18 protein-coding genes and 1 pseudogene are annotated in these 17,526 nt (G+C 67.8%); 11 read left to right on the top strand and 8 right to left on the bottom strand.

The annotated features are described in order from the left end of the window. Window positions 1-98 precede the first annotated feature (98 nt). On the bottom strand, window positions 99-563 hold the full coding sequence (locus tag ACZ7IB_RS46530; protein ID WP_470921251.1) for a MerR family transcriptional regulator: 465 nt from the start codon (window positions 561-563) through the stop codon (window positions 99-101). An 87-nt stretch (window positions 564-650) separates the two neighbouring features. Here ACZ7IB_RS46530 and ACZ7IB_RS46525 point away from each other — a divergent pair, with 87 nt between their 5' ends. Further along, window positions 651-1,700: an aldo/keto reductase gene (locus ACZ7IB_RS46525; RefSeq protein ID WP_470921249.1), complete on the top strand. Its 1,050-nt coding sequence runs from the start codon at window positions 651-653 to the stop codon at window positions 1,698-1,700. Between the two features lie 178 nt (window positions 1,701-1,878). Here ACZ7IB_RS46525 and ACZ7IB_RS46520 read toward each other — a convergent pair whose 3' ends face one another. Continuing rightward, entirely contained in the window at window positions 1,879-2,556 is a 678-nt protein-coding gene (locus ACZ7IB_RS46520) for an alpha/beta hydrolase (protein ID WP_470921248.1), read from the bottom strand. Window positions 2,557-2,701: 145 nt separating this feature from the next. On the opposite strand from ACZ7IB_RS46520, the pseudogene ACZ7IB_RS46515 reads away from it, so the two are divergent. Beyond that, window positions 2,702-3,387: pseudogene (locus ACZ7IB_RS46515) on the top strand (transposase); the annotation flags it as partial. A 391-nt stretch (window positions 3,388-3,778) separates the two neighbouring features. Here ACZ7IB_RS46515 and ACZ7IB_RS46510 read toward each other — a convergent pair. After that, window positions 3,779-4,480 (bottom strand): NAD(P)-dependent oxidoreductase, encoded by a 702-nt coding sequence (locus tag ACZ7IB_RS46510; protein WP_470921246.1) that lies wholly within the window; start codon window positions 4,478-4,480, stop codon window positions 3,779-3,781. 135 nt (window positions 4,481-4,615) lie between these two features. On the opposite strand from ACZ7IB_RS46510, the gene ACZ7IB_RS46505 reads away from it, so the two are divergent. The 3 genes from ACZ7IB_RS46505 to ACZ7IB_RS46495 all read left to right on the top strand — a co-directional run bounded on the left by ACZ7IB_RS46505 (window position 4,616) and on the right by ACZ7IB_RS46495 (window position 6,788). Then, window positions 4,616-5,326: a TetR/AcrR family transcriptional regulator gene (locus ACZ7IB_RS46505; protein ID WP_470921244.1), complete on the top strand. Its 711-nt coding sequence runs from the start codon at window positions 4,616-4,618 to the stop codon at window positions 5,324-5,326. 378 nt (window positions 5,327-5,704) lie between these two features. Beyond that, window positions 5,705-6,256: a hypothetical protein gene (locus ACZ7IB_RS46500; RefSeq protein WP_470921243.1), complete on the top strand. Its 552-nt coding sequence runs from the start codon at window positions 5,705-5,707 to the stop codon at window positions 6,254-6,256. A 91-nt stretch (window positions 6,257-6,347) separates the two neighbouring features. Further along, window positions 6,348-6,788 carry a hypothetical protein gene (locus ACZ7IB_RS46495; RefSeq protein ID WP_470921242.1) on the top strand — a complete coding sequence of 147 codons (441 nt, stop codon included), beginning with the start codon at window positions 6,348-6,350 and terminating at the stop codon, window positions 6,786-6,788. A 36-nt stretch (window positions 6,789-6,824) separates the two neighbouring features. Here ACZ7IB_RS46495 and ACZ7IB_RS46490 read toward each other — a convergent pair whose 3' ends face one another. Further along, window positions 6,825-7,259, bottom strand: coding sequence for a hypothetical protein (locus tag ACZ7IB_RS46490; RefSeq protein WP_470921240.1), 435 nt, complete (start codon window positions 7,257-7,259; stop codon window positions 6,825-6,827). A 246-nt stretch (window positions 7,260-7,505) separates the two neighbouring features. Between ACZ7IB_RS46490 and ACZ7IB_RS46485 the strand changes: the two genes are divergently transcribed. Further along, on the top strand, window positions 7,506-8,270 hold the full coding sequence (locus tag ACZ7IB_RS46485; protein WP_470921239.1) for an alpha/beta fold hydrolase: 765 nt from the start codon (window positions 7,506-7,508) through the stop codon (window positions 8,268-8,270). A 125-nt stretch (window positions 8,271-8,395) separates the two neighbouring features. Here the strand turns inward: ACZ7IB_RS46485 and ACZ7IB_RS46480 are convergent, their stop codons facing one another. The 3 genes from ACZ7IB_RS46480 to ACZ7IB_RS46470 form a co-directional block, all read right to left on the bottom strand. Continuing rightward, a complete protein-coding gene (locus ACZ7IB_RS46480) occupies window positions 8,396-10,039 on the bottom strand; it encodes an IS4 family transposase (RefSeq protein ID WP_470921238.1) in 1,644 nt (547 codons plus the stop codon). A gap of 278 nt (window positions 10,040-10,317) precedes the next feature. Continuing rightward, window positions 10,318-10,953, bottom strand: a complete 636-nt coding sequence (locus tag ACZ7IB_RS46475) for a class I SAM-dependent methyltransferase (protein WP_470921236.1) — start codon at window positions 10,951-10,953, stop codon at window positions 10,318-10,320. Window positions 10,954-11,013: 60 nt separating this feature from the next. Beyond that, on the bottom strand, window positions 11,014-11,490 hold the full coding sequence (locus ACZ7IB_RS46470; protein ID WP_331747610.1) for a hypothetical protein: 477 nt from the start codon (window positions 11,488-11,490) through the stop codon (window positions 11,014-11,016). A 133-nt stretch (window positions 11,491-11,623) separates the two neighbouring features. Here ACZ7IB_RS46470 and ACZ7IB_RS46465 point away from each other — a divergent pair, with 133 nt between their 5' ends. Next, entirely contained in the window at window positions 11,624-12,880 is a 1,257-nt protein-coding gene (locus ACZ7IB_RS46465) for a sensor histidine kinase (protein WP_470921234.1), read from the top strand. Further along, window positions 12,868-13,512, top strand: coding sequence for a response regulator (locus tag ACZ7IB_RS46460; RefSeq protein ID WP_470921232.1), 645 nt, complete (start codon window positions 12,868-12,870; stop codon window positions 13,510-13,512). Before ACZ7IB_RS46465 ends, ACZ7IB_RS46460 begins: the two co-directional genes overlap by 13 nt. A 589-nt stretch (window positions 13,513-14,101) precedes the next feature. On the opposite strand, the gene ACZ7IB_RS46455 is transcribed toward ACZ7IB_RS46460, so the two are convergent. Beyond that, on the bottom strand, window positions 14,102-15,094 hold the full coding sequence (locus tag ACZ7IB_RS46455; protein WP_470921231.1) for an IS110 family RNA-guided transposase: 993 nt from the start codon (window positions 15,092-15,094) through the stop codon (window positions 14,102-14,104). Between the two features lie 357 nt (window positions 15,095-15,451). Here ACZ7IB_RS46455 and ACZ7IB_RS46450 point away from each other — a divergent pair, with 357 nt between their 5' ends. The 3 genes from ACZ7IB_RS46450 (at window position 15,452) to ACZ7IB_RS46440 (ending at window position 17,460) form a co-directional block, all read left to right on the top strand. Beyond that, window positions 15,452-16,138: a DUF488 family protein, N3 subclade gene (locus ACZ7IB_RS46450; protein ID WP_470921229.1), complete on the top strand. Its 687-nt coding sequence runs from the start codon at window positions 15,452-15,454 to the stop codon at window positions 16,136-16,138. Between the two features lie 85 nt (window positions 16,139-16,223). Next, on the top strand, window positions 16,224-17,042 hold the full coding sequence (locus ACZ7IB_RS46445; RefSeq protein ID WP_470921227.1) for a hypothetical protein: 819 nt from the start codon (window positions 16,224-16,226) through the stop codon (window positions 17,040-17,042). 118 nt (window positions 17,043-17,160) lie between these two features. Then, the gene (locus ACZ7IB_RS46440; RefSeq protein ID WP_470921225.1) at window positions 17,161-17,460 is read left to right on the top strand and encodes a hypothetical protein; all 300 of its coding nucleotides are present in this window, start codon (window positions 17,161-17,163) and stop codon (window positions 17,458-17,460) included. Window positions 17,461-17,526: the final 66 nt, after the last annotated feature.

Here is a 17,526-nt window from a genome sequence, read left to right as displayed (position 1 = left end):
CAACCAGCCCCGGCCGGACACCCCAGTAGTCACCCTCGTCGGACCCACCAAACCAGCCCCAACCTCCCGGAAAAAGACCTAAATCACCGGTATTGGTCCTAGATGATTGTTTCCAAGGGCTCAGTGGTCTGGCGACGGTCTTCATTCCCCAGCTGTACAGCAGCATCGCACGAGTGCCCGCCCGCGCCGTCGAGGATGTCCTCGTACACCCGGACCTTGAAATTGATGAGGTCCCGGCACTGCTCGAGCTGCTTCATCTGATCAGCCACCTGATCCTGGTGCCGCCGCAGGAGCTCGATGCGTTCCTGCTCGTTGCCGGCGCCCTGCCTGGCGAGTTCGGTGTATCGGCGGATCTCTGGCAGGGGCATACCGGAGGCCCGCAGGATGATGCACAGGTTCAGCCAGGCCACGTCCTGCTCGCTGTAGACGCGTCGGCCGCCGGGCCCACGCGGCACGGGATTGACCAGCACGCCCTCCTGCTCGTAGAAGCGCAGCGCGTGCACGCTCAATCCCGTGCGCTCGGCGACCTGTCCGATGCTCAAAATCTCCTTGTTCCCAGCCATGTTGCCGAGGATACGGGCTTGATCTCGAGTCAACTCGAGCTCCTAGAGTGCGGCACACAGTGGACGGACCAGCAAGGGAGCACGACCATGCGTTACCGCATTCTCGGCGGCACCGGCATCGAGGTAAGTACGTACTGCCTCGGGACGATGATGTTCGGCGCGGTCGGGAACACCGACCACGATGACTGTGTCCGCATCATCCACACGGCCCTCGACCAGGGGGTCAACTTCGTGGACACAGCGGACATGTACTCCGCGGGCGAGTCGGAGGAGATCGTCGGAAAGGCGCTCCGGGGCCGCCGCGAGGACGTCGTGCTCGCCACCAAGGTCCACTTCCAGATGGGGAAGGGGCGCAATCGGAGCGGCAACTCGCGGCGCTGGATCGTCCAGGCGGTCGAGGAAAGCCTGAAGAGACTGCAGACCGACTGGATCGACCTGTACCAGGTCCACCGCCCCGATCACTCGACCGACATCGAGGAGACGCTCGCGGTACTGGGCGACCTCGTGCGCGAAGGCAAGATCCGTGCCTTCGGGTGCTCGACCTTCCCGGCCGAGGAGATCGTCGAGGCCCATTACGTCGCCGAAGGGCGTGGGTTGCCGCGTTTCAGAACCGAGCAGCCGCCTTACTCGATCCTCGCCCGTGGCATCGAATCCTCAGTGCTGCCTGTATGTCGGCGCTACGGCATGGGCGTGCTGACCTGGAGTCCGCTCGCCTCCGGTTTCCTGACCGGCAGGTACCGCCAGGGCCGACCCGTCGATCTTTCCACCGGCCGGGCAAAGCTCACCCCCTCCCGCTTCGACCCCGCCATCCCCGAGAACGCGGCCAAGCTTGCCGCCGTCGAGCAGCTCACCGAACTCGCCGCCACGATCGGGTGCACCCTGCCCGAGCTCGCGGTCGCCTTCCCCGTCGCCCACCCGGCCGTCACCTCGGTGATCATCGGGCCGCGCACCCGGGAGCAACTGGAGCACCTCCTCAAGGGCGCCTCACTCGTGCTCGACGACACCGCACTCGACAGGATCGACGAGATCGTGCCGCCTGGGGTCAATCTCTACCACCCGGACGGTGCCTGGCGGCCGCCCGTGCTCGACGACGCCCCGGGTCGCCGACGATCGTCGGCGGACCGCGCCGCCGCATAGACGGTTGGATGACCTATTCCAAGGGGTGATGCGCGGTGATGGGTGAGGGCACCCGTGATCACGGTGTGACGAACAACCTGGACATCCCGGCGGCAGGGCTCTACGTCGAGATCGAGTAGGTGGATGTCGGCCAGTAGCCCAGTGCTGACGCGGAGACGGGCGTGGAGCCGGGCGGCTGTTACGCCTCGGTTCGGTATGCCTCCAGGTGGTCGGCCAGCTCTGTGGGGTGGCCGAGCATGGGGCAGTGGTCGCCGGGCAGTTCGTCGGGTGTAATGCCCAGGCGTTCCCGCACGATCCGGCGCATGTACTCGGCGGGGAAGAAGCGGTCGTCCCGGGACAGCAGGAACTTCGTGGGCACATCCGGCCACGCGGCCAGCGGCCATGGCTTCATGAACGGGGTGGCCGACTGCGTGCGCGTGTGCTTCTCGGCCCCTGCGGCCAGTTCTGGCGGGGTGTCGTGGTGGAACAGGGCGGTGTCGTCGCCGGGGTCCCTGCCGTCGCGTTCGTCTTGTTCGCGCCTGGCCTGCTCATAGCCGGTGTTGGCCCACCACTGGCCCGGGGTCTCACCCGGTGCCGGGATCTGCGCCTGCAGCATCACCAGCAGGTCCACCGGCACGCGGTCGCACACCAGCGGGGCGGTGAACCCGCCGAAGGAATGGGCCACCAGGACCAGGTCGACGCGATCACCGATGGCGTCGACCACGGTGTCGGCGTACTCGGCCAGCCCGGCCGAGTCGTCGTCACACGGCAGGTCCACCGCCACCACCTCATGGCCCCGCCCACACAGCTCAGCCTCCAGCAGATGCCAGTACCACGGGCTGGACGCGGCACCGGGAATCAACACATACGTAGCCAACGTCAGCGAGCCCCTCGGTAGCGGACACCGTGCCTCGACACCGTCGCTCGGCCCGCCAAGGCACGGCGACGAATGCCCCACCCCTGGGCCGCATTTGTCCCCGGCACTCGGAAGGACTTGGTCCACGCAGTAATGAGGCGGGGGCATCATCCGTGATCACTGTGTGACGAACAATAAGGAATCACCGCAGTTCGCTCCGTGGCGGCCAGCCGTGGGCATCGCGCCGCAACTCAGCGACGCAGGGCTGGAAACGCCGGCGATGATGCAGGCGATGCTCGGCTTCGCCTCCGAGGCCCGGTGGCTGCGGCACGCCTGCACCCCTTCCTGCCCAAACAACCCGGGTACAACAAGCGGCTGCGCAAGGCCGCCGAATTCATCCGGTACGTCACCCGGACGCTGGCCCGTGACACCACGCTCTGGACCGACGATGTGTGAGTGGTGGACTCCACGCCCGTCGAGTGCGGACGCTCCCGAGAGACCGTCAAACCCTCCGACCTGGCCGTATGGGCCCAGTACGGGTACTGCGCCAGCCACTCACGTTACCTCCGGGGACTGCGACTGCACCTGGTCTGCACCCTGCACGGCCTGCCGGCCGCGTTCGCGCTGACCGGGGCCGAGGCAGACGAATGCGAGACGCTGCGGGACCTGCTCGTCGTCGAGCCGCAGCTCACTGCCCAGCGCCCGGGCCAGACGCTGATCGGCGACAAGAACTACTTCGGCCGGGAGTTCGAGCAGCAGCTGGCCGAGCTAAACATCCGGCTGCTGCGGCCGGCCCGCAAGGGCGAGGCCGAGCGGGCCAGATCGCAACTGTTCAAGCCGCTGCGGCAGGTCAGAAGGGGTACTCTCGCGCTCCTGACCTCCCGCCTCCACGGCCGGGTGCTCTCCGCGCGAGCGGGGTGAGGCGTCGACTGGGGCCGGGGTCCCTCGCTCGCCGGGACGCCCCGCTTCTGGCAGTGCTGACGACGATCACCGTGTCCGGGAGCGGCAACGGGCCGGGGCTCATGGAGATCGTACGGGCCGCACGTGACCTGGCGAGTGACCGGATTGCCGTCGAACTGGCTGAGAGCGGCTCCTGTGAACGGTCACGATATTCCCCATGGGGAAATCCATGGATTTCCCCATGGGGATTCGGAACGCGCCTTCGTGGGCATCCGGTTCTACCGGCGCGGCGGCGCGCTTCCAGGAGCATCCGACAGTTGCCGCGTTGGTCCGCCGACGTCGGTCAGTAGCCGATGGTGAAGCGGCGTTGGACGAAACGCGGCAGTTCCGCCTCGTCTACGAGGGCGACGGCGGCGTCCTCCACGGAGATCCGGCTTCGCCCGTCCGCGTCGAGGACTGGCTGGTCGCCACCGGTCCGGAACCGGCCCGTACGCTCACCTGGCGCGATGTCCTCCGCGGGGCTGAAGTAGGTCCACAGCCGGTTGGAGGTGCGCAGGACGTTCAGGGCGTCCCGGTGGCCGCGTACCGCGGCGGCATACTCCCTCGGCAGGCCGATCGTGTGGAGAGCCTCGTGCAGGAGTTCGTCGGAGTCGGCCCGTACGAGTCCGGGCTCGATCTCCAGGCTGCCGGCGCCGCCGATGACGATGAGCCGGGTCCGAGGGTGGCTCTCCAGTGCTTTCAGGAGTGCTCGCGCAGCGGTGGCGTAGACCGTGGGATCGGCGATCGAGCGGGCCACGGTGTCGGCGATGTCCTTGGCTGCGTTTCCGGGCTGGAATCCGCTGATCAGCACGTCAAGGCCGGGTATGGCGGCTGCGACGGCGTCGGCGTCGAGGACGTCGATGTTCTTCCAGACGATGTTCTTCCGGTCCTCGTCGATCTGCGTGGCGTCGCGGCTGAAGGCCGTGACGTGGTGCCCCCGGTCGAGGGCTTCGGTGACGACGCGACTGCCAATGCCGCCCGTGGCCCCGATGACTCCGATGTGCATGGCTCTCCCCTGGTGGTTGCTCGTGCGTCAGCTGCCGATGCCGCATATCTTCACGGCACACAGAAACTATACGGTGTGAAGTATCAATACGGCGCACAGTATTGTGACGCTGTAGAGTTGCTGACCGTGGGAAACGTGGGAAGCATCAAAGGACGCCGCGAGCGGTTGCGGGCCGAGACGACCGCCGAGATCAAGAAGGTCGCGCTGGAGTTGATGGCCTCGGGAGGACCCGACGCGATCACGCTGCGGGCCATCGCTCGCGAGATGGGCATGACGGCCAACGCCATCTACGGCTACTTCGCCACCCGTGACGACTTGGTCACCACACTGATCAACAACGTCTACACCTCGCTGGCCGACACTGTGGACGCCGCCTGGGACGCCGCCCCCGCCCTGGACCCGGCCACCCGGATCCAGGCATGGGCCCGCGCCTTCAGGAACTGGTCGCTGGCCAACCCCGAGGGCTTCCGCCTCATCTACGGTGACCCCGTACCCGGCTACCAGCCCCCCGAGGGCGGCGCCGCCCCGGACGCCGCCCACCGTGTCTGCACCGGCATCACCGCGCTGGCGGCCACCGCCTGGCCGCACGCCGAACACCGCTACGCGGACAGCGACTTCGAGTGGTCCGACTTCGACCCAGGTCTGCTGGACAAGGTCCGCCCGGCCTTCCCCAACCTGCCCCCGGCCGCCGTGGCCCTCGCCCTGCGTCTCTGGAGCCACCTGCACGGCCTGGTGTCACTTGAGATCTACGGCCACCTGCAGACCCAGGCCCTTAGCCCGGAAAAGCTCTTCCGCGAAGAACTGGCCCAGCTCATCCGGTCCTTGGGCATCACGCCGCAGAGGTGAAGGCCCTGCGCAAGCGGCCAGCTGCATGGCCGCATAATCGCCCCCGCAGGTAAGCAACCACCGCCAGCGCATCGATCCCACCGGCCTGCGCACCCGCGCCGACGAAGGTGCCTCCCCCCTGGGGAATTACGCGACGCCCAAGCTGCCGTTGATGGGGAAATACTTGGCCGCCGACAGCGGCCGAGTTGGACTTCTCCGCGCTACTGGACCGGGTTGCCTTGCTGGAGCGTGGCTGCTGGCAACGATTGCTGCTGTTACCGGTGTAGCGAGGGCGGCAACAGACCTCATCGCGTTTACGCCCTCATCGACGGGGACCAGGGCTTCGCGTTTCATCTTGCGGTTGAGGTAGCGCAGGTAGGCGGCGCCGTCGGCGTCCCGGTGGAGCTGACCGTCTTCCGCAACGGCAAGCTCTGGCTGGTGCTCTGCACCTCGACCCTGATCATCGGTGCCACCTTCGCCGCGTTCTCCTACTTCACGCCCGTCCTCACCGAGGTGACCGGGTTCTCCCGCGGCCTCGTCCCCTTGCTCCTGCTCGCGTACGGGGCCTCGGGCGAGGGGCCGAAGCCGGGCGACCGGGTGGTGACCTGGGGCTGGATCGGCCGGGTGGGCGCAGCTGCGCGCCGTGCCCGTGGGCGAACTCGCCGTCCTGCCGGAACAGGTGAGCTTCACCCAGGCGGCGACGCTCCCGGTCGCGGCCGTCACCGCCCTGCGCGCGCTGCGCCGCGCGCAGGTGCGGCCCGGCCACCAGGTCCCGTCACCGGCGCGTCCGGCGGCGTGGGGCGATTCGCCGTACAGATCGGCCACCTGGCGGGGGCCGAGGTGTACGCCCTGGTCGGCAGCCCCGCCCGGGGCGAGGGCCTGGCCGAGCTCGGCACGGACCACGTGGTCACGACCCCTGACCGTCGATCACGAGACCGGCGATACTGTTGAGCACGTCGGTGATTTCGAGTTCTTCCGGGCCGATCCCTACGAGACCCGCGACCTGTTCGGCGTCCTGGACGGCCACGACGGGGACGTCGGCTTGATCGCAGAAGCCATTCTCGATCTGTCGGCCGGGCACTTCCGCAACGGCCTCGACGATGTCGCCGAGCCACTGAATTCCAGCATGCCCATCCTCAACAGCGCTACGGTGAAGGGCCCGTGGCGAGGATTCGGAATCGGTACCGCGTTCGCCGGCCGGGCCATCAAACACCTCGGCTCCGGATGCAGGGGAGCCGCCTGCTATCCCGCACCGCTCGACTCCTCTGACCCCGACGAAGACGAGGACGGGCGAAAGAAGGCGAAGGATGCCCTGCGCCGCTCCTGGGAACGGCTCGGATTTCAGCGCTACCGGCTGGACGTGTACGTTCTCGACCTCTGCACAGTGACCCTCGACAAGTCGCTGGCCGCACTGGTCAAGTGCATCGAGGAACTCCCTCAGCCCGACCTGGACGAGTGGATTGCCTTGCGCACTGAAGGCTGAGGACATCACGCCCAAGTCCACGCCTGACAGCTGACCTCATACATCCAACGTGATCGGCCCGTCCGGAATCCAACCTTCGACATAACCGGTCATCAGGACGCCCAGCTCCAACGGAAACACATCTATGCTGCCGATCTCCGAGATGGAGCACCACCGCGCGAAGGGAGAGAACCAGTCGGCATCCACCTCTCCCGTGAGCTTGAGGATGACGACGTGCCAATCCCAACGAGTAGCCCCTGCTCCCGAGGCCATACGGCCCGTCACCGAGCCTCGACGTATGCCCGACCGTTTGCTCCAGTGCCGCTGCCATCGGTGTACGACAGTTACGTACGAACGATGTGAAGGCGTCTGGATCCGGAGCGGCCACCAGGCCGGCTCGTCCGGTCGCCGCTCCAGGAGGATTGTTCTGCTGTCATGAGACAGCAGAACAATCAGCACCATACGACGCACCTCTGTGACAGCCACGCTCATGCGGCCACCGTTGCCCACGTGGTCTCGCCGGTCGTGCTGAGCGCAGCCGTACTGGCGATGTGCTGAGCGCAAAGCGCATTCGTTCAACCAACGTGACTTGTGGGGCCATACGTGAGGCGCGTCACATGACGGCCTGGCGGCGATGAGTTCCGTGCGATCCGGTAGTCCAGTACATCGTCAACAACGCTGAACCGAACCGGGATGGACACGATGACGACCCAGTCGCCCCCTACCGACGACCCTGCCGTGACCACGCCGCCAAAGGGCGCTTATGCGCACGTCAACGGCCTGGAGATGTACTACGAGAGCCACGGCGCAGGCCGCCCGCTGGTGCTGCTGCACGGCGGCGTGCACACCATCGGCCTGACGTTCGGGGCCATCATGCCCGCGCTGGCCACAACGCATCGAGTGATCGCTGTCGAGCTGCAGGGGCACGGCCACACCGCCGACATCGACCGCGAGATGACTGTGCCGAGGTTCGCCGAGGATGTCGTGGCGCTGCTCGACGTGCTTGGCATCGAACGGGCCGACCTCTTCGGGTTCAGCCTGGGCGGCATGACGGCGCTGGAGACGGCGCTTCGGTATCCGGAGCGAGTGGACCGTGTGGTCCTCGCGTCCATTCGCTTCCGGCCCGACGGCTACCTGGACGAGATCCGCGATCCAGCACTGCACGCGGAATCGAGGCGGCTGCCGACCCCGGCCGACTTCCAGGAGATGGTGGACGCCTACACTGCCGTCGCCCGCCACCCGGAGCACTTCCAGGACTTCATGGCAAAGTGCACGGTCGCGGCGGGCTATGAAGGGTGGTCGGAGGACGACCTGCGGGGGCTGGCCGCGCCGGCTCTGCTGGTCGTCGGCGACACCGACTTCGTTCGTATCGAGCACGCCGCGCAGATGCACCGCCTTATCCCCGATGCACGCCTGGCGATCCTCCCGGACTGCCTGCACATGGACGTGATGCGCCGCAGGGAACTGGTCCTCCCCATGGTGGAGACCTTCCTCACCCCATAGAGGCTCGCGGAAAGGCGAGGGCTCACGGGCGTCGATTCGGGCGGTGGTCCCAGCGGTGGGTTGTCCAGGATCGGCGGATGAGGCTGCGGACGGTGATGGGGCCGGGTAGTTAACGTTTTCGCAGGTCATGCAAGAGGGCCTGGGGACCATGGTGTTGCGGCGTAGAGGCCGGGGCCGAGTTTGTGGATGAGGCCGCTGACGGCCCACCGGTTCAGTTGTCTGTACATGGTCTCCAGGGTGACGTCACCGAAGCGGTCGGCGATTTCACGGGGCTGCCACAGGCGCGTGGGTTCTTCCTGGAGCAGGGCCAGGATGCGGTGTCGGCGCCGTGCGGCGGGGGCGGCGTGCCGGTCGTCCCGGGAGGCTGTGGGCGGCACGGGTGACTGATCCACGGGTTCGAGGATGGTGACGTCGAGGTGGGTGACGGTTCGGCTGGTGTCGGGCCGGCCGTCGGCGTGGCGCTCGCTGTAGCGGGACATCGGCGATTTGACCTTGCGGGTGCTGAGCCGTTGCCGCCGGGGAGGGAGCAGGCCAGTGAGGATCTGGCGGCCGATCGTCCCGAGGAGAGCGTCTCGATCGGCGTCCGCGGTGACGATGCCGGTGGCCTGGATCACTTGGTCCCGGGCGGTGTGGAGCGCGATACTGAAAGAGCAGCGGTCCGGGTCGGTGCCGGGGAGGGACTCGGCGGCGTCGACCATCACCGTGCGCAGGGCCTGGTAGAGCGTGAGCAGGGACCACATCTCCTGCTCGATGCCTGTCGGGTTACCCGAGCGCAAGTTGCGCCCGTTCATGATCGTGTGGCGGAGCGCGTAGTACGCGGATTCGTGTTCCCACCGCTGGTGATAGAGGCCCACCAGCGCAGTGGCGGGGTAGCGGCGGGCGTCGGTCAAGGTCGTGACCAATCGGTAGGACCCGGTAAAGGTCGTGCCGTCCGCGCAGGTCACGGCGATCTGAGCGTCGATGACCCGTACTTTCACGGTGCCGATCACCGACAGGTAGGAGCCATCGGCGAGGCGGGTGAGAACCGGCGTGCGCCGGTTGCTGCGGAGCCGGCCCAGGACCTGGGCGCCGGTCTCGGTCACCTTCGCGAGGAAGGCGTTGCTGTCGAATCCCTTGTCCCACAGCACCAGCATGTGCGGTCGCAGCAGATGCAGCAGTCGGCCGGCGTAGCTTGTCTCGCCCTCGGCGGTGGGGCCGAACACCGCGCCGACCAGGGCCCGGGTGCCGGTCTCGATCAGCGTCATCAACTCCAGCGTCGGGTAGCCATGATGGGAAGTCCTGCCTAGCCAGGCCCGGTTGCGCTCCGAATCGGGAACCCTCAGCGAACTGCAGCCGTCGAACGACACCGTCCGGTACGGACCGAAACGCACCCCTGGGGTCGTCGGCTGGGCCAGTGGCCCGGCCAGCACCTCGAACAACGCCCGCACGGGCGCGCTACCGAGTCTCCGGCGCAGGTCACGCAACGCTTTCGCCGATGGACAGACCACCGGCATCCCGGACAGGCCGGCGGTCAGCTTGGCCCAGACGAGCTGGTAGCCGACCTCGGGGAACAGGCACATCGCGAGCAGGAAGTAGACCCCGACCCGCGACGGAAGATCACGCAGCCTCCGCTGCACCGTCCGAGTCTCCGCAAGGACCGCGTCCACGAGCTCGAATGGCACGACGGCGGTCAGCTCCCCCAGATGGCCGGGCGCGAACCGGCCCGCTGCCACGGTGACCGTTCGGGTGATGGCCGTCAGGGCAGACGGCAGGACACAATGGCGGGGCAACGGAGCTCCTTCGGGACAAGCTGTCTTGGTCGACTGCCTGTACCAACGAGCTCCGTTGTTCTGCGTCGGAAATCCTTCAACTGGCTTGCATGACCTGCGAAAACGTTAACTACCCGGCCTTGGGGGAGGCCCCGACTTCATGTCAATGCCCGGTTTGACGACAATCTTTCCGGCTTCGATCTCCCGCAGATCGGCCTCGTTCATCTCAACAGGACCTCGGTCGTGGCCGAGCGGGCGTCCGGCTCCGGCCTCCCGGGGCAGTACACCCGGGCCCGTCCCTACGCTGCCGCGGCGCAGGGGCGGAAGCGGGCTAGGTAGGCGAGGGTGGAGCCACGGTGTGCGGCCAGGTGGAGGCCGGAGTCGTCGGCGAGGCGGTGCAAGGTGCCGAAGGGGATCCAGTGGCGGTCGAAGAACTCGCCGACCACCAGTCGGCCGCCGGGGGTGAGCACCCGGACCGCCTCGGCCAGCACCCGCTCCGGCTCCGGTACCTCGCCCAGTGCGGTCACCAGGTACATGGCGTCGAACGTGCGGTCAGGGAAGGGGAGTTCACGAGCGTCACCTCGGGTGGGCGTGATGTTGGCGACGCCGTGCCGTTCCGCGCGGCGCATCACGTGGTCGAGCATCTCCGGCTGGATGTCCAGGACGTCCAGCCTTCCGTCCGGGCCGAGTTGGGGAGCGACGTGCAGCGACTGCAGGCCGGTGCCGGGACCGACTTCCAGCACCCGCTCACCTGGCCTGGGCCGCAGCACGGCGTCCAGGCGGTTCGCGGTCAGATACGGCAACGGCAGGTCCAGCAGCTTGTGTTGGGCGTACGGGTAAGGGGCCTTGTCGCCGAACCACAGGGCGCCGGCGGCGACGGCACCGGCGGCGAGCGCCCAGCGGACGGCGGGCTTGGCCAGGACGGTGTGGGACATGGATCTTTCCTTGGGAGGGGATGGTGGCGTGCGGGAAGGAGGCGGAGTCGGGAGCGAGGGTCAGGCTGTCTGGCGGGCAAACCCTCGTACCGCCAGCACGACGCATACCACCGCCAGTGGCAGTTCCGCGCCGAGCGCCATCGCTATCGCCGAGACCTGATCCGCGCCCGGTGCCGCGGTCATCGTGTCGAACCAGGCGTCGACCACCAGCAGCGTCGCGGTGGCGGTGGCCGTCAGGGCGTGCAGGTGGTGGCCGCGCATGGCCAGCAGCCCCGTGGCGATCAGTCCCAGCGCCTCCAAGGCGTCCAGGCCGATCCAGGCGGTGCACCAGTTCGAGGCGATGGCGGTCCCCGGCAGCCCGTTGGCCAGCACGACCAGCCACGGCAGCAGGGCCAGCCCGCAGCCGACCAGGACGTGTTCCAGGCGGTACCGGCGGCGGATGCGCGGACCGGTCGAGCCGCGGGCCTCGTCCTGAAGTCGGCAGACGCTCAGCGTGCTCATCGGATCGTTCTCCTCGCGTTCCTGGCGTTCCTTCACGGCCTCAAGCCTCGTCCGCCCGGCGCTCATGGTCAGTAACGCGAATGTCCGTTGTGGGGGTGGCACTAGCTACACCCCGAGGCGGATGCTCTTGCCATGGCCCGCCCCCGGCCCGGACACCTACCGTTTCCCCATGCACACAACCGCCCGCCTGCGGCGCCTACTTCTGTTCCCGTTCCAGGGAGCCGGACGACCGGTCTCGTTCCTCGTCACGGGCGTCCTCGTCCAGCTCGGCGCCCTCTTCGTCGTGTCCCTGCTGTGGCTGCTCTTCGTCCCGGTCCTCGACCCGGCGGGCCAACTGCCCGTCGCGGTGTTCGTCGCGTTCACGGCCATCGTGCTCGCCGGGCCGCTGCTGACCGAGGTGCAGCGCGGCCGCTTCCGCACCCGGCTCGACGTGGCCATCCCCTCGCCTTACGCGGGACAGCGGCCCCGGCTGCCGGAGTGGCTGCGATCCCGGGCGGGGCACCGGCAGCTCAGGTACCACCTGCTGGACGGGCCGCTGCTCGCTCTCGCGGGGTCCTTCACCCTCCTGGCATGGGTCGTGGCCGTCACCGCCACCTCGATCTACCTGTGGATCTGGCTGGTGCCGCTGGACTGGCGCGTCGACCATCCCGGCTACTACACCTGGGCGGCGTACGTCACCGCGGCGGGGCTCGCCCTGCTCCACATCGCGCGGTTGTCGACCGACGCCCTCTCCCGGCTCGACACCCGCACCGCCACCGTCCTGCTCGGGCCCAGCCGCGAGGAGCAGTTGGCCCGCCGGGTCGAGGACCTGACCGAGAGCCGGACCGGCCTGGTGGACGCGGTCGACGCCGAACGGCGGCGGATCGAACGGGACCTGCATGACGGCGCTCAGCAGCGGCTGGTCTCCCTGGCGGTCAACCTCGGCCTGGCCAAGGCCACGCTCCAGGACCTGCCCGAGGACGCCCGCCAGGTGATCGATGAGGCGCACCGGGAGGCGAAGGACGCGATAGAGGAGCTGAGCGGCCTGGTGCGCGGACTGCACCCGGCCGTTCTGGAGGACCGCGGCCTGGACGCCGCGCTGTCCGGCATCGCCGCCCGAGCACCCATCCCGGTACGGGTGAAGGTGGACGTGCCGTCACGTCCGTCTCCCACGATCGAGGCGGTCGCCTACTTCGTCGTCTCCGAAGCGCTGACGAACGTGGTGAAACACGCCGAGGCCTCCCGGGCCGAGGTCACCGTGGAGCGCTTCGGGAAGACGCTGCTGGTCGTCATCAGCGACGACGGCGTGGGCGGCGCGGAACCCACCGGTGGTACCGGGCTGGCAGGGCTGGCCAAGCGGGTCGCCTCGGTCGATGGCACGCTGTCGGTCGACAGCCCCGTCGGGGGGCCGACCGTCATCACCGTGGAGCTGCCGTGCGTGCCGTGATCGCCGAGGATTCCGTACTGCTCAGGGTCGGGGTGGTCAAGGTCCTCGAGATGGCCGGGTTCGAGGTCGTCGCCGAAGTGGGCGACGGCGAGGCGCTGTTGGCCGCGGTGGAGGAGCACCGGCCGGACATCGCCGTGGTCGACGTCCGTATGCCCCCCGGTTTTACGGACGAGGGCGTGCGTGCCGCGCTGGTCATCAGGCAGCAGTGGCCACAGACCGCGGTGTTGCTGCTCTCGCAGTATGTGGAGGAGCGGTACGCGGCCGATCTGCTGTCCGCCAACACCTCCAGCATCGGCTATCTGCTCAAGCAACGCGTCGCGGACGTGGAGGAGTTCGTGGGCGCGCTGCGCCGGGTCGCGGCCGGCGGGACGGCGCTGGACCCGCAGGTCGTCTCGCAGCTTCTGGTGCGCCGCCAGAGCGGCCCGCTGGACCGGCTCACCCCGCGGGAACGCGAGGTCCTGGAGCTGATGGCGGGCGGCCGGTCCAACGCCGGGATAGCGGGGCAACTCGTGGTCAGCGAGAGCGCGGTGGCCAAGCACATCAACAACATTTTCGCCAAGCTCGACCTGCCGAAGGCGGACGCCGACCACCGCCGGGTGCTCGCCGTACTGAGCTTCCTCGGCGTGGCCTGATCCCGGCCCACCCTGCGGACCGCATCCCCTTCCACTTGGGCCTTCCGGCCTTTCTCCGGCATGACATCCGGGCGTCCGAGGTGGTGCCGGCGCGTCCCGGGACTCCGTGCCCAATATCGCCAACTTCCTGTCTTGTAACCACCGGTGTCCGAACAGAGGACCTATGCTCCAATAATCTCCTTCCACCGTCACCCCGCTCCCGGGCGGGAGAGCCTCCATGAGGGATCCGTGTGTGAAGCCCTGGGATTCGAAAGACTCCTCGACGAGGAGGGCTTGGGCGGACAAGTAGGGGTACAGGTAGCAACCGCCGAAGAAACAACGCCAAGGCGGAGGTGCCGGACGGGTCTGGGGTCTTGACAGCGAACGGCGCCGACCGCGTTGAGGCGGTCGGCGCCGTTCGCTGTGGGGTTGGTGGTCAGGTGTGCCGGATGGCCGATGGCCCGGCTACCGCTGAACCGGATCGGCCCCGACGAGGCCTACTTCATCGGCGAACGCGACAGCTTCCACCCCGCCACCGTCTGCCAGACCGGCTGGCCGTACATCCAACACCGCGGCGGACCGCCCGTGCCGCACCTGGTGTCTCGCTTCATCACACGTGGTCGGCCAGGCGGCGTTTCAGGCACCGCTTCGCTTCCTTCGGCGTCTTACCCTCGGAGAGTTTGCGCTGGTAGTAGGCGTGTCCGGGTGATTTCGGCATCCGTATCTGCACGACCGCGATGGTGTGGAGGACGGAGTTGAGCTGGCGATCGCCGGAGCGGGAGAGCCGGTGGCGGGCTTTGTCCGCGCTGGCGATCTCCACCGGGGCGGCACCGGCATAGTTCGCGAATGCCGCCGAGGTGGAGAAGCGGTGAGCCCGTCCGGTGCGGCCGATCAGCCGAGCGGCCATGACTGGCCCGATGCCCGGGGTGTCCATCAGCGTACTGCTCGATGCCTCTACCAGGCTCTGCATCCGGGCAGCGTTGTCCGTGAGCTGCTTGTCCAGTTTCCGGATCTCGGCGACCAGGTCCCAGGCGATGTCCTTCCGGACGGTCTCGATATCGCCGGCGGGGCGGACGGATCGCAGCAGTTTGGCGGCCAGGTCCGCGGACAGCTGGGTCGGGGCGCCGCCGGGCAGCAGGTCACGCAGCAGCGCGTGGAGCTGGTTGACCGTGCGCACCCGGGCCTGGGCCAGGTTCACACGCCGTTCGTCCAGGAGGGCCAGCGCCGTGGTGTGATCCTCAGGCGCGAGATCCCGCCCTTCTCCCTGCAGATAAGCAACGGTGGCTGCGGCCGCTGCGTCTATCTGGTCGTTCTTACGCCGTCCACCGCGGGAAAGTTCGCGCACCCGGCTGGTCGCCGCGGCAGGCACGTCGACGACGCTCTCACCGCGGGCGATGAGCCACTGGGCGAGATGCCGGCCCAGGCCGTTGGCGTTCTCCACAGCCCACTTCCGCTGTGGCCACCGCTTGGCCCAGGCCAGCAGCCGCCGGTAGTCCGCCAGACTGGCCTCGATCCGCATCGACCCGACCTGCTGGTTCGAGACCGGCTCGACGGCGGTGGCGGTGTGGGTGGACTTGTGTGGGTCGACACCGAGCAGTATCACGGGACCTGATTCCTCACAGTCGGACGACGGGGACAGCCACGGTCGACACGCCGAATTCCGGAACCAACCTGGCCGGGACACGCCTCTGTTGAGTCAGACCGCGGACGGACACCGGACCGGCGACATACCCCGGGAGAGCCAGCCCCGAAGAGCGGCAGACGGTTCACGAGTCACCCGGACCGGCGTCCTACGGCAGGCTACGAGCGGCCAACCCGACCGCGTCCCGCTTTCCCCATATAAGTCGGCGGTTCAGTCGGCGGCCACACTCGGGACCGGTATCCGCTCGTGCGAACCACATGCGCGACCATCAGCCGATAATTAGCTGTGTGGTTCCAGCGGAAGTTAGGATCCCGGTCCATGGCCGAACGCCGCTCAGCTGCTCCCCCTCACACTCCGCCCCAGACGCTGGCCGCCCGGGTCAAGGCGCTCCGGGAGAAACGCGTCTGGACTCCTGAACGCCTAGCGAAGGAGGCGGGCATCCAGCTCGCCACGTTGAAGCGGCTGGAAGGCGGGGGCCCAATTCAGCCAGGTTTCTTCACTGTTGGTGCGCTGGCCGATGCCCTCGATGTGTCACTCGACGACCTGTTCCGGCAAACCCAGGCGATCAGCCCCGGTTTGTGGTCAGCCAGTTATGAGGGGCGCGACATCGATTCGTTCGTCGCCTCCCTGCTCTCTGCCCAGATCAGCATGGTCGCCGACGTCCGCCTGACGCCCATCAGCCGCAAGCCCGGCTTCAGCAAGACCCGCCTCAGCCACGCCCTCGACGAAGCTGGCACCGGCTACACCCACCTGCGCGCCCTGGGAAACCCGAAGGACAACCGGGCCCCGTTCTGGGAAGGACGCATCAACGAGGGCCGAGCACACTTCCGTAGCCTCCTACGGTCCGACGCGGCCCAGGCCAGCCTCGACGAACTCGCGGAACATGCAGCTCAGGCGCGGGTCGCCGTGCTGTGCTTCGAGAAAGACGAGCAACGCTGCCACCGTCAGGTCGTCCTAACCACCCTGCGCAAGCGCACGTCACTACCCGTCAGCCCGTTGGCCTGACTTCAACTCCCCTACGTGACTGCACTCTTGCGCGGGCCAACTACCTCGCTTCCAATCTGGTCCAGACGCAGCGGACCGGGGGGGTATGGCAGGAGCGTGGGAGCGCGCGCGAATACTGATCACGGTCAAGACGTATCCCGAACTGTCCACGAAGTACCGCGAAACCAGCTGCGTCGCCGGCATACGCCTCGACCGCGGCACCCCCGAGCACGTCCGCCTCTTCCCGGTGCCCTTCCGGCTCCTCAAGCAAGAGAGCCAGTTCGGCAAGTACTCGGTCATCGAGGTCGACGTACGCCGCCACCACCAGGACCGCCGGCCTGAGAGCCTGCGCCCGAATCCGGACACCCTCAAGGTCATCGACAGGATCGGCACGAGCGACGGTTGGCGGGAACGCTACTCGATCCTCCGCCCGCTGATCGCCCCGTCGCTGTGCGCCATCAAACGGGACCAGGAGGAGCACGGAACGTCCCTCGGTCTCTTCCGCCCCGCGGCTGACACCGTCGCCTTCCGCCTCGAACCCGCCGAACCCTGGCCCGTCTCCAAAGCTGCCCTGGCCGACCAGATGGATCTCCTCGACCAGGACCTGCGCCAACTGGAGTGGGTGCCCATCGAGTTCCGCTACCGCTTGCGCTGCGACGAAGCCGAGTGCGCCGGTCACGACATGGCGCTCCGGGACTGGGAGGCTGGCGAGTCCTACCGCAAGTACCTGCGCCAGTACGGGCAGCAGGACGTGGAGGAGAAGCTGTGGGAGCGCTGGTACACCCGGATGTTCGCGCCAGACCACATCGTCCACTGCTTCGTCGGGAACCTGGCCAAACGCCCCAGGACGTTCATGCTGCTCGGTCTCTTCTATCCGCGCCGGGACATCATCGAGAACTACCAGGAACAGCTGTTCTCCCTGTAAACGGGCCACGCAGTACGTCTCATCCGAACGAGGGGGCCTCTCGGCACGTCCCGAATTCCATCGGGAGCGGCGGGCATCATTCCCGGGGCAGCACACCCGGGAAACGTAGGAGGTCCACTTGCACCAGACCCTCAACGAGCGGCAGCAGGCCGTGCTCGACTGGGTGGGCCAGGGGTGTCCCAACGGAGTCTGGCCGGGCAGCACATACAAGGTCAGCGCTCAGGCCCTGCAAAGCCGAGGACTCGTCAAAGTCACCAAACGCCACGGCCATTGGAGCGCCCGCCTCACCGAAAAGGGGCGGCAGCATCTCACCGAACGTGGCATCTGCCCTGTGGAGCAGAGTGCTGAACTGCCTGCGCAGCCCGGCCGAAAACCGCCACCGCCCCGGCCTAAGCCTCGATCCACCGACGTGCTCTGAAGATGATCTCTTGATCGTTTGGTGAGCTGGTTTCGGTCGGTGGTCGTGGGTGGGCAGGTTGTTTCT

The organism is Streptomyces sp. NPDC037301, assembly GCF_055602785.1.
The sequence above is the reverse complement of the archived record's forward strand: the minus strand, read 5'-3'. Positions and strand labels throughout refer to the sequence as shown.

Bases quoted from the DNA above. Each gene is read 5' to 3' on its own strand.
- ACZ7IB_RS46465 (WP_470921234.1), top strand. From the start codon at position 11,624: ATGCACACAACCGCCCGCCTGCGGCGCCTACTTCTGTTCCCGTTCCAG.
- ACZ7IB_RS46510 (WP_470921246.1), bottom strand. From the start codon at position 4,480: ATGCACATCGGAGTCATCGGGGCCACGGGCGGCATTGGCAGTCGCGTC.
- ACZ7IB_RS46525 (WP_470921249.1), top strand. From the start codon at position 651: ATGCGTTACCGCATTCTCGGCGGCACCGGCATCGAGGTAAGTACGTAC.
- ACZ7IB_RS46450 (WP_470921229.1), top strand. From the start codon at position 15,452: ATGGCCGAACGCCGCTCAGCTGCTCCCCCTCACACTCCGCCCCAGACG.
- ACZ7IB_RS46475 (WP_470921236.1), bottom strand. From the start codon at position 10,953: ATGTCCCACACCGTCCTGGCCAAGCCCGCCGTCCGCTGGGCGCTCGCC.
- ACZ7IB_RS46490 (WP_470921240.1), bottom strand. From the start codon at position 7,259: ATGAGCGTGGCTGTCACAGAGGTGCGTCGTATGGTGCTGATTGTTCTG.
- ACZ7IB_RS46445 (WP_470921227.1), top strand. From the start codon at position 16,224: ATGGCAGGAGCGTGGGAGCGCGCGCGAATACTGATCACGGTCAAGACG.
- ACZ7IB_RS46530 (WP_470921251.1), bottom strand. From the start codon at position 563: ATGGCTGGGAACAAGGAGATTTTGAGCATCGGACAGGTCGCCGAGCGC.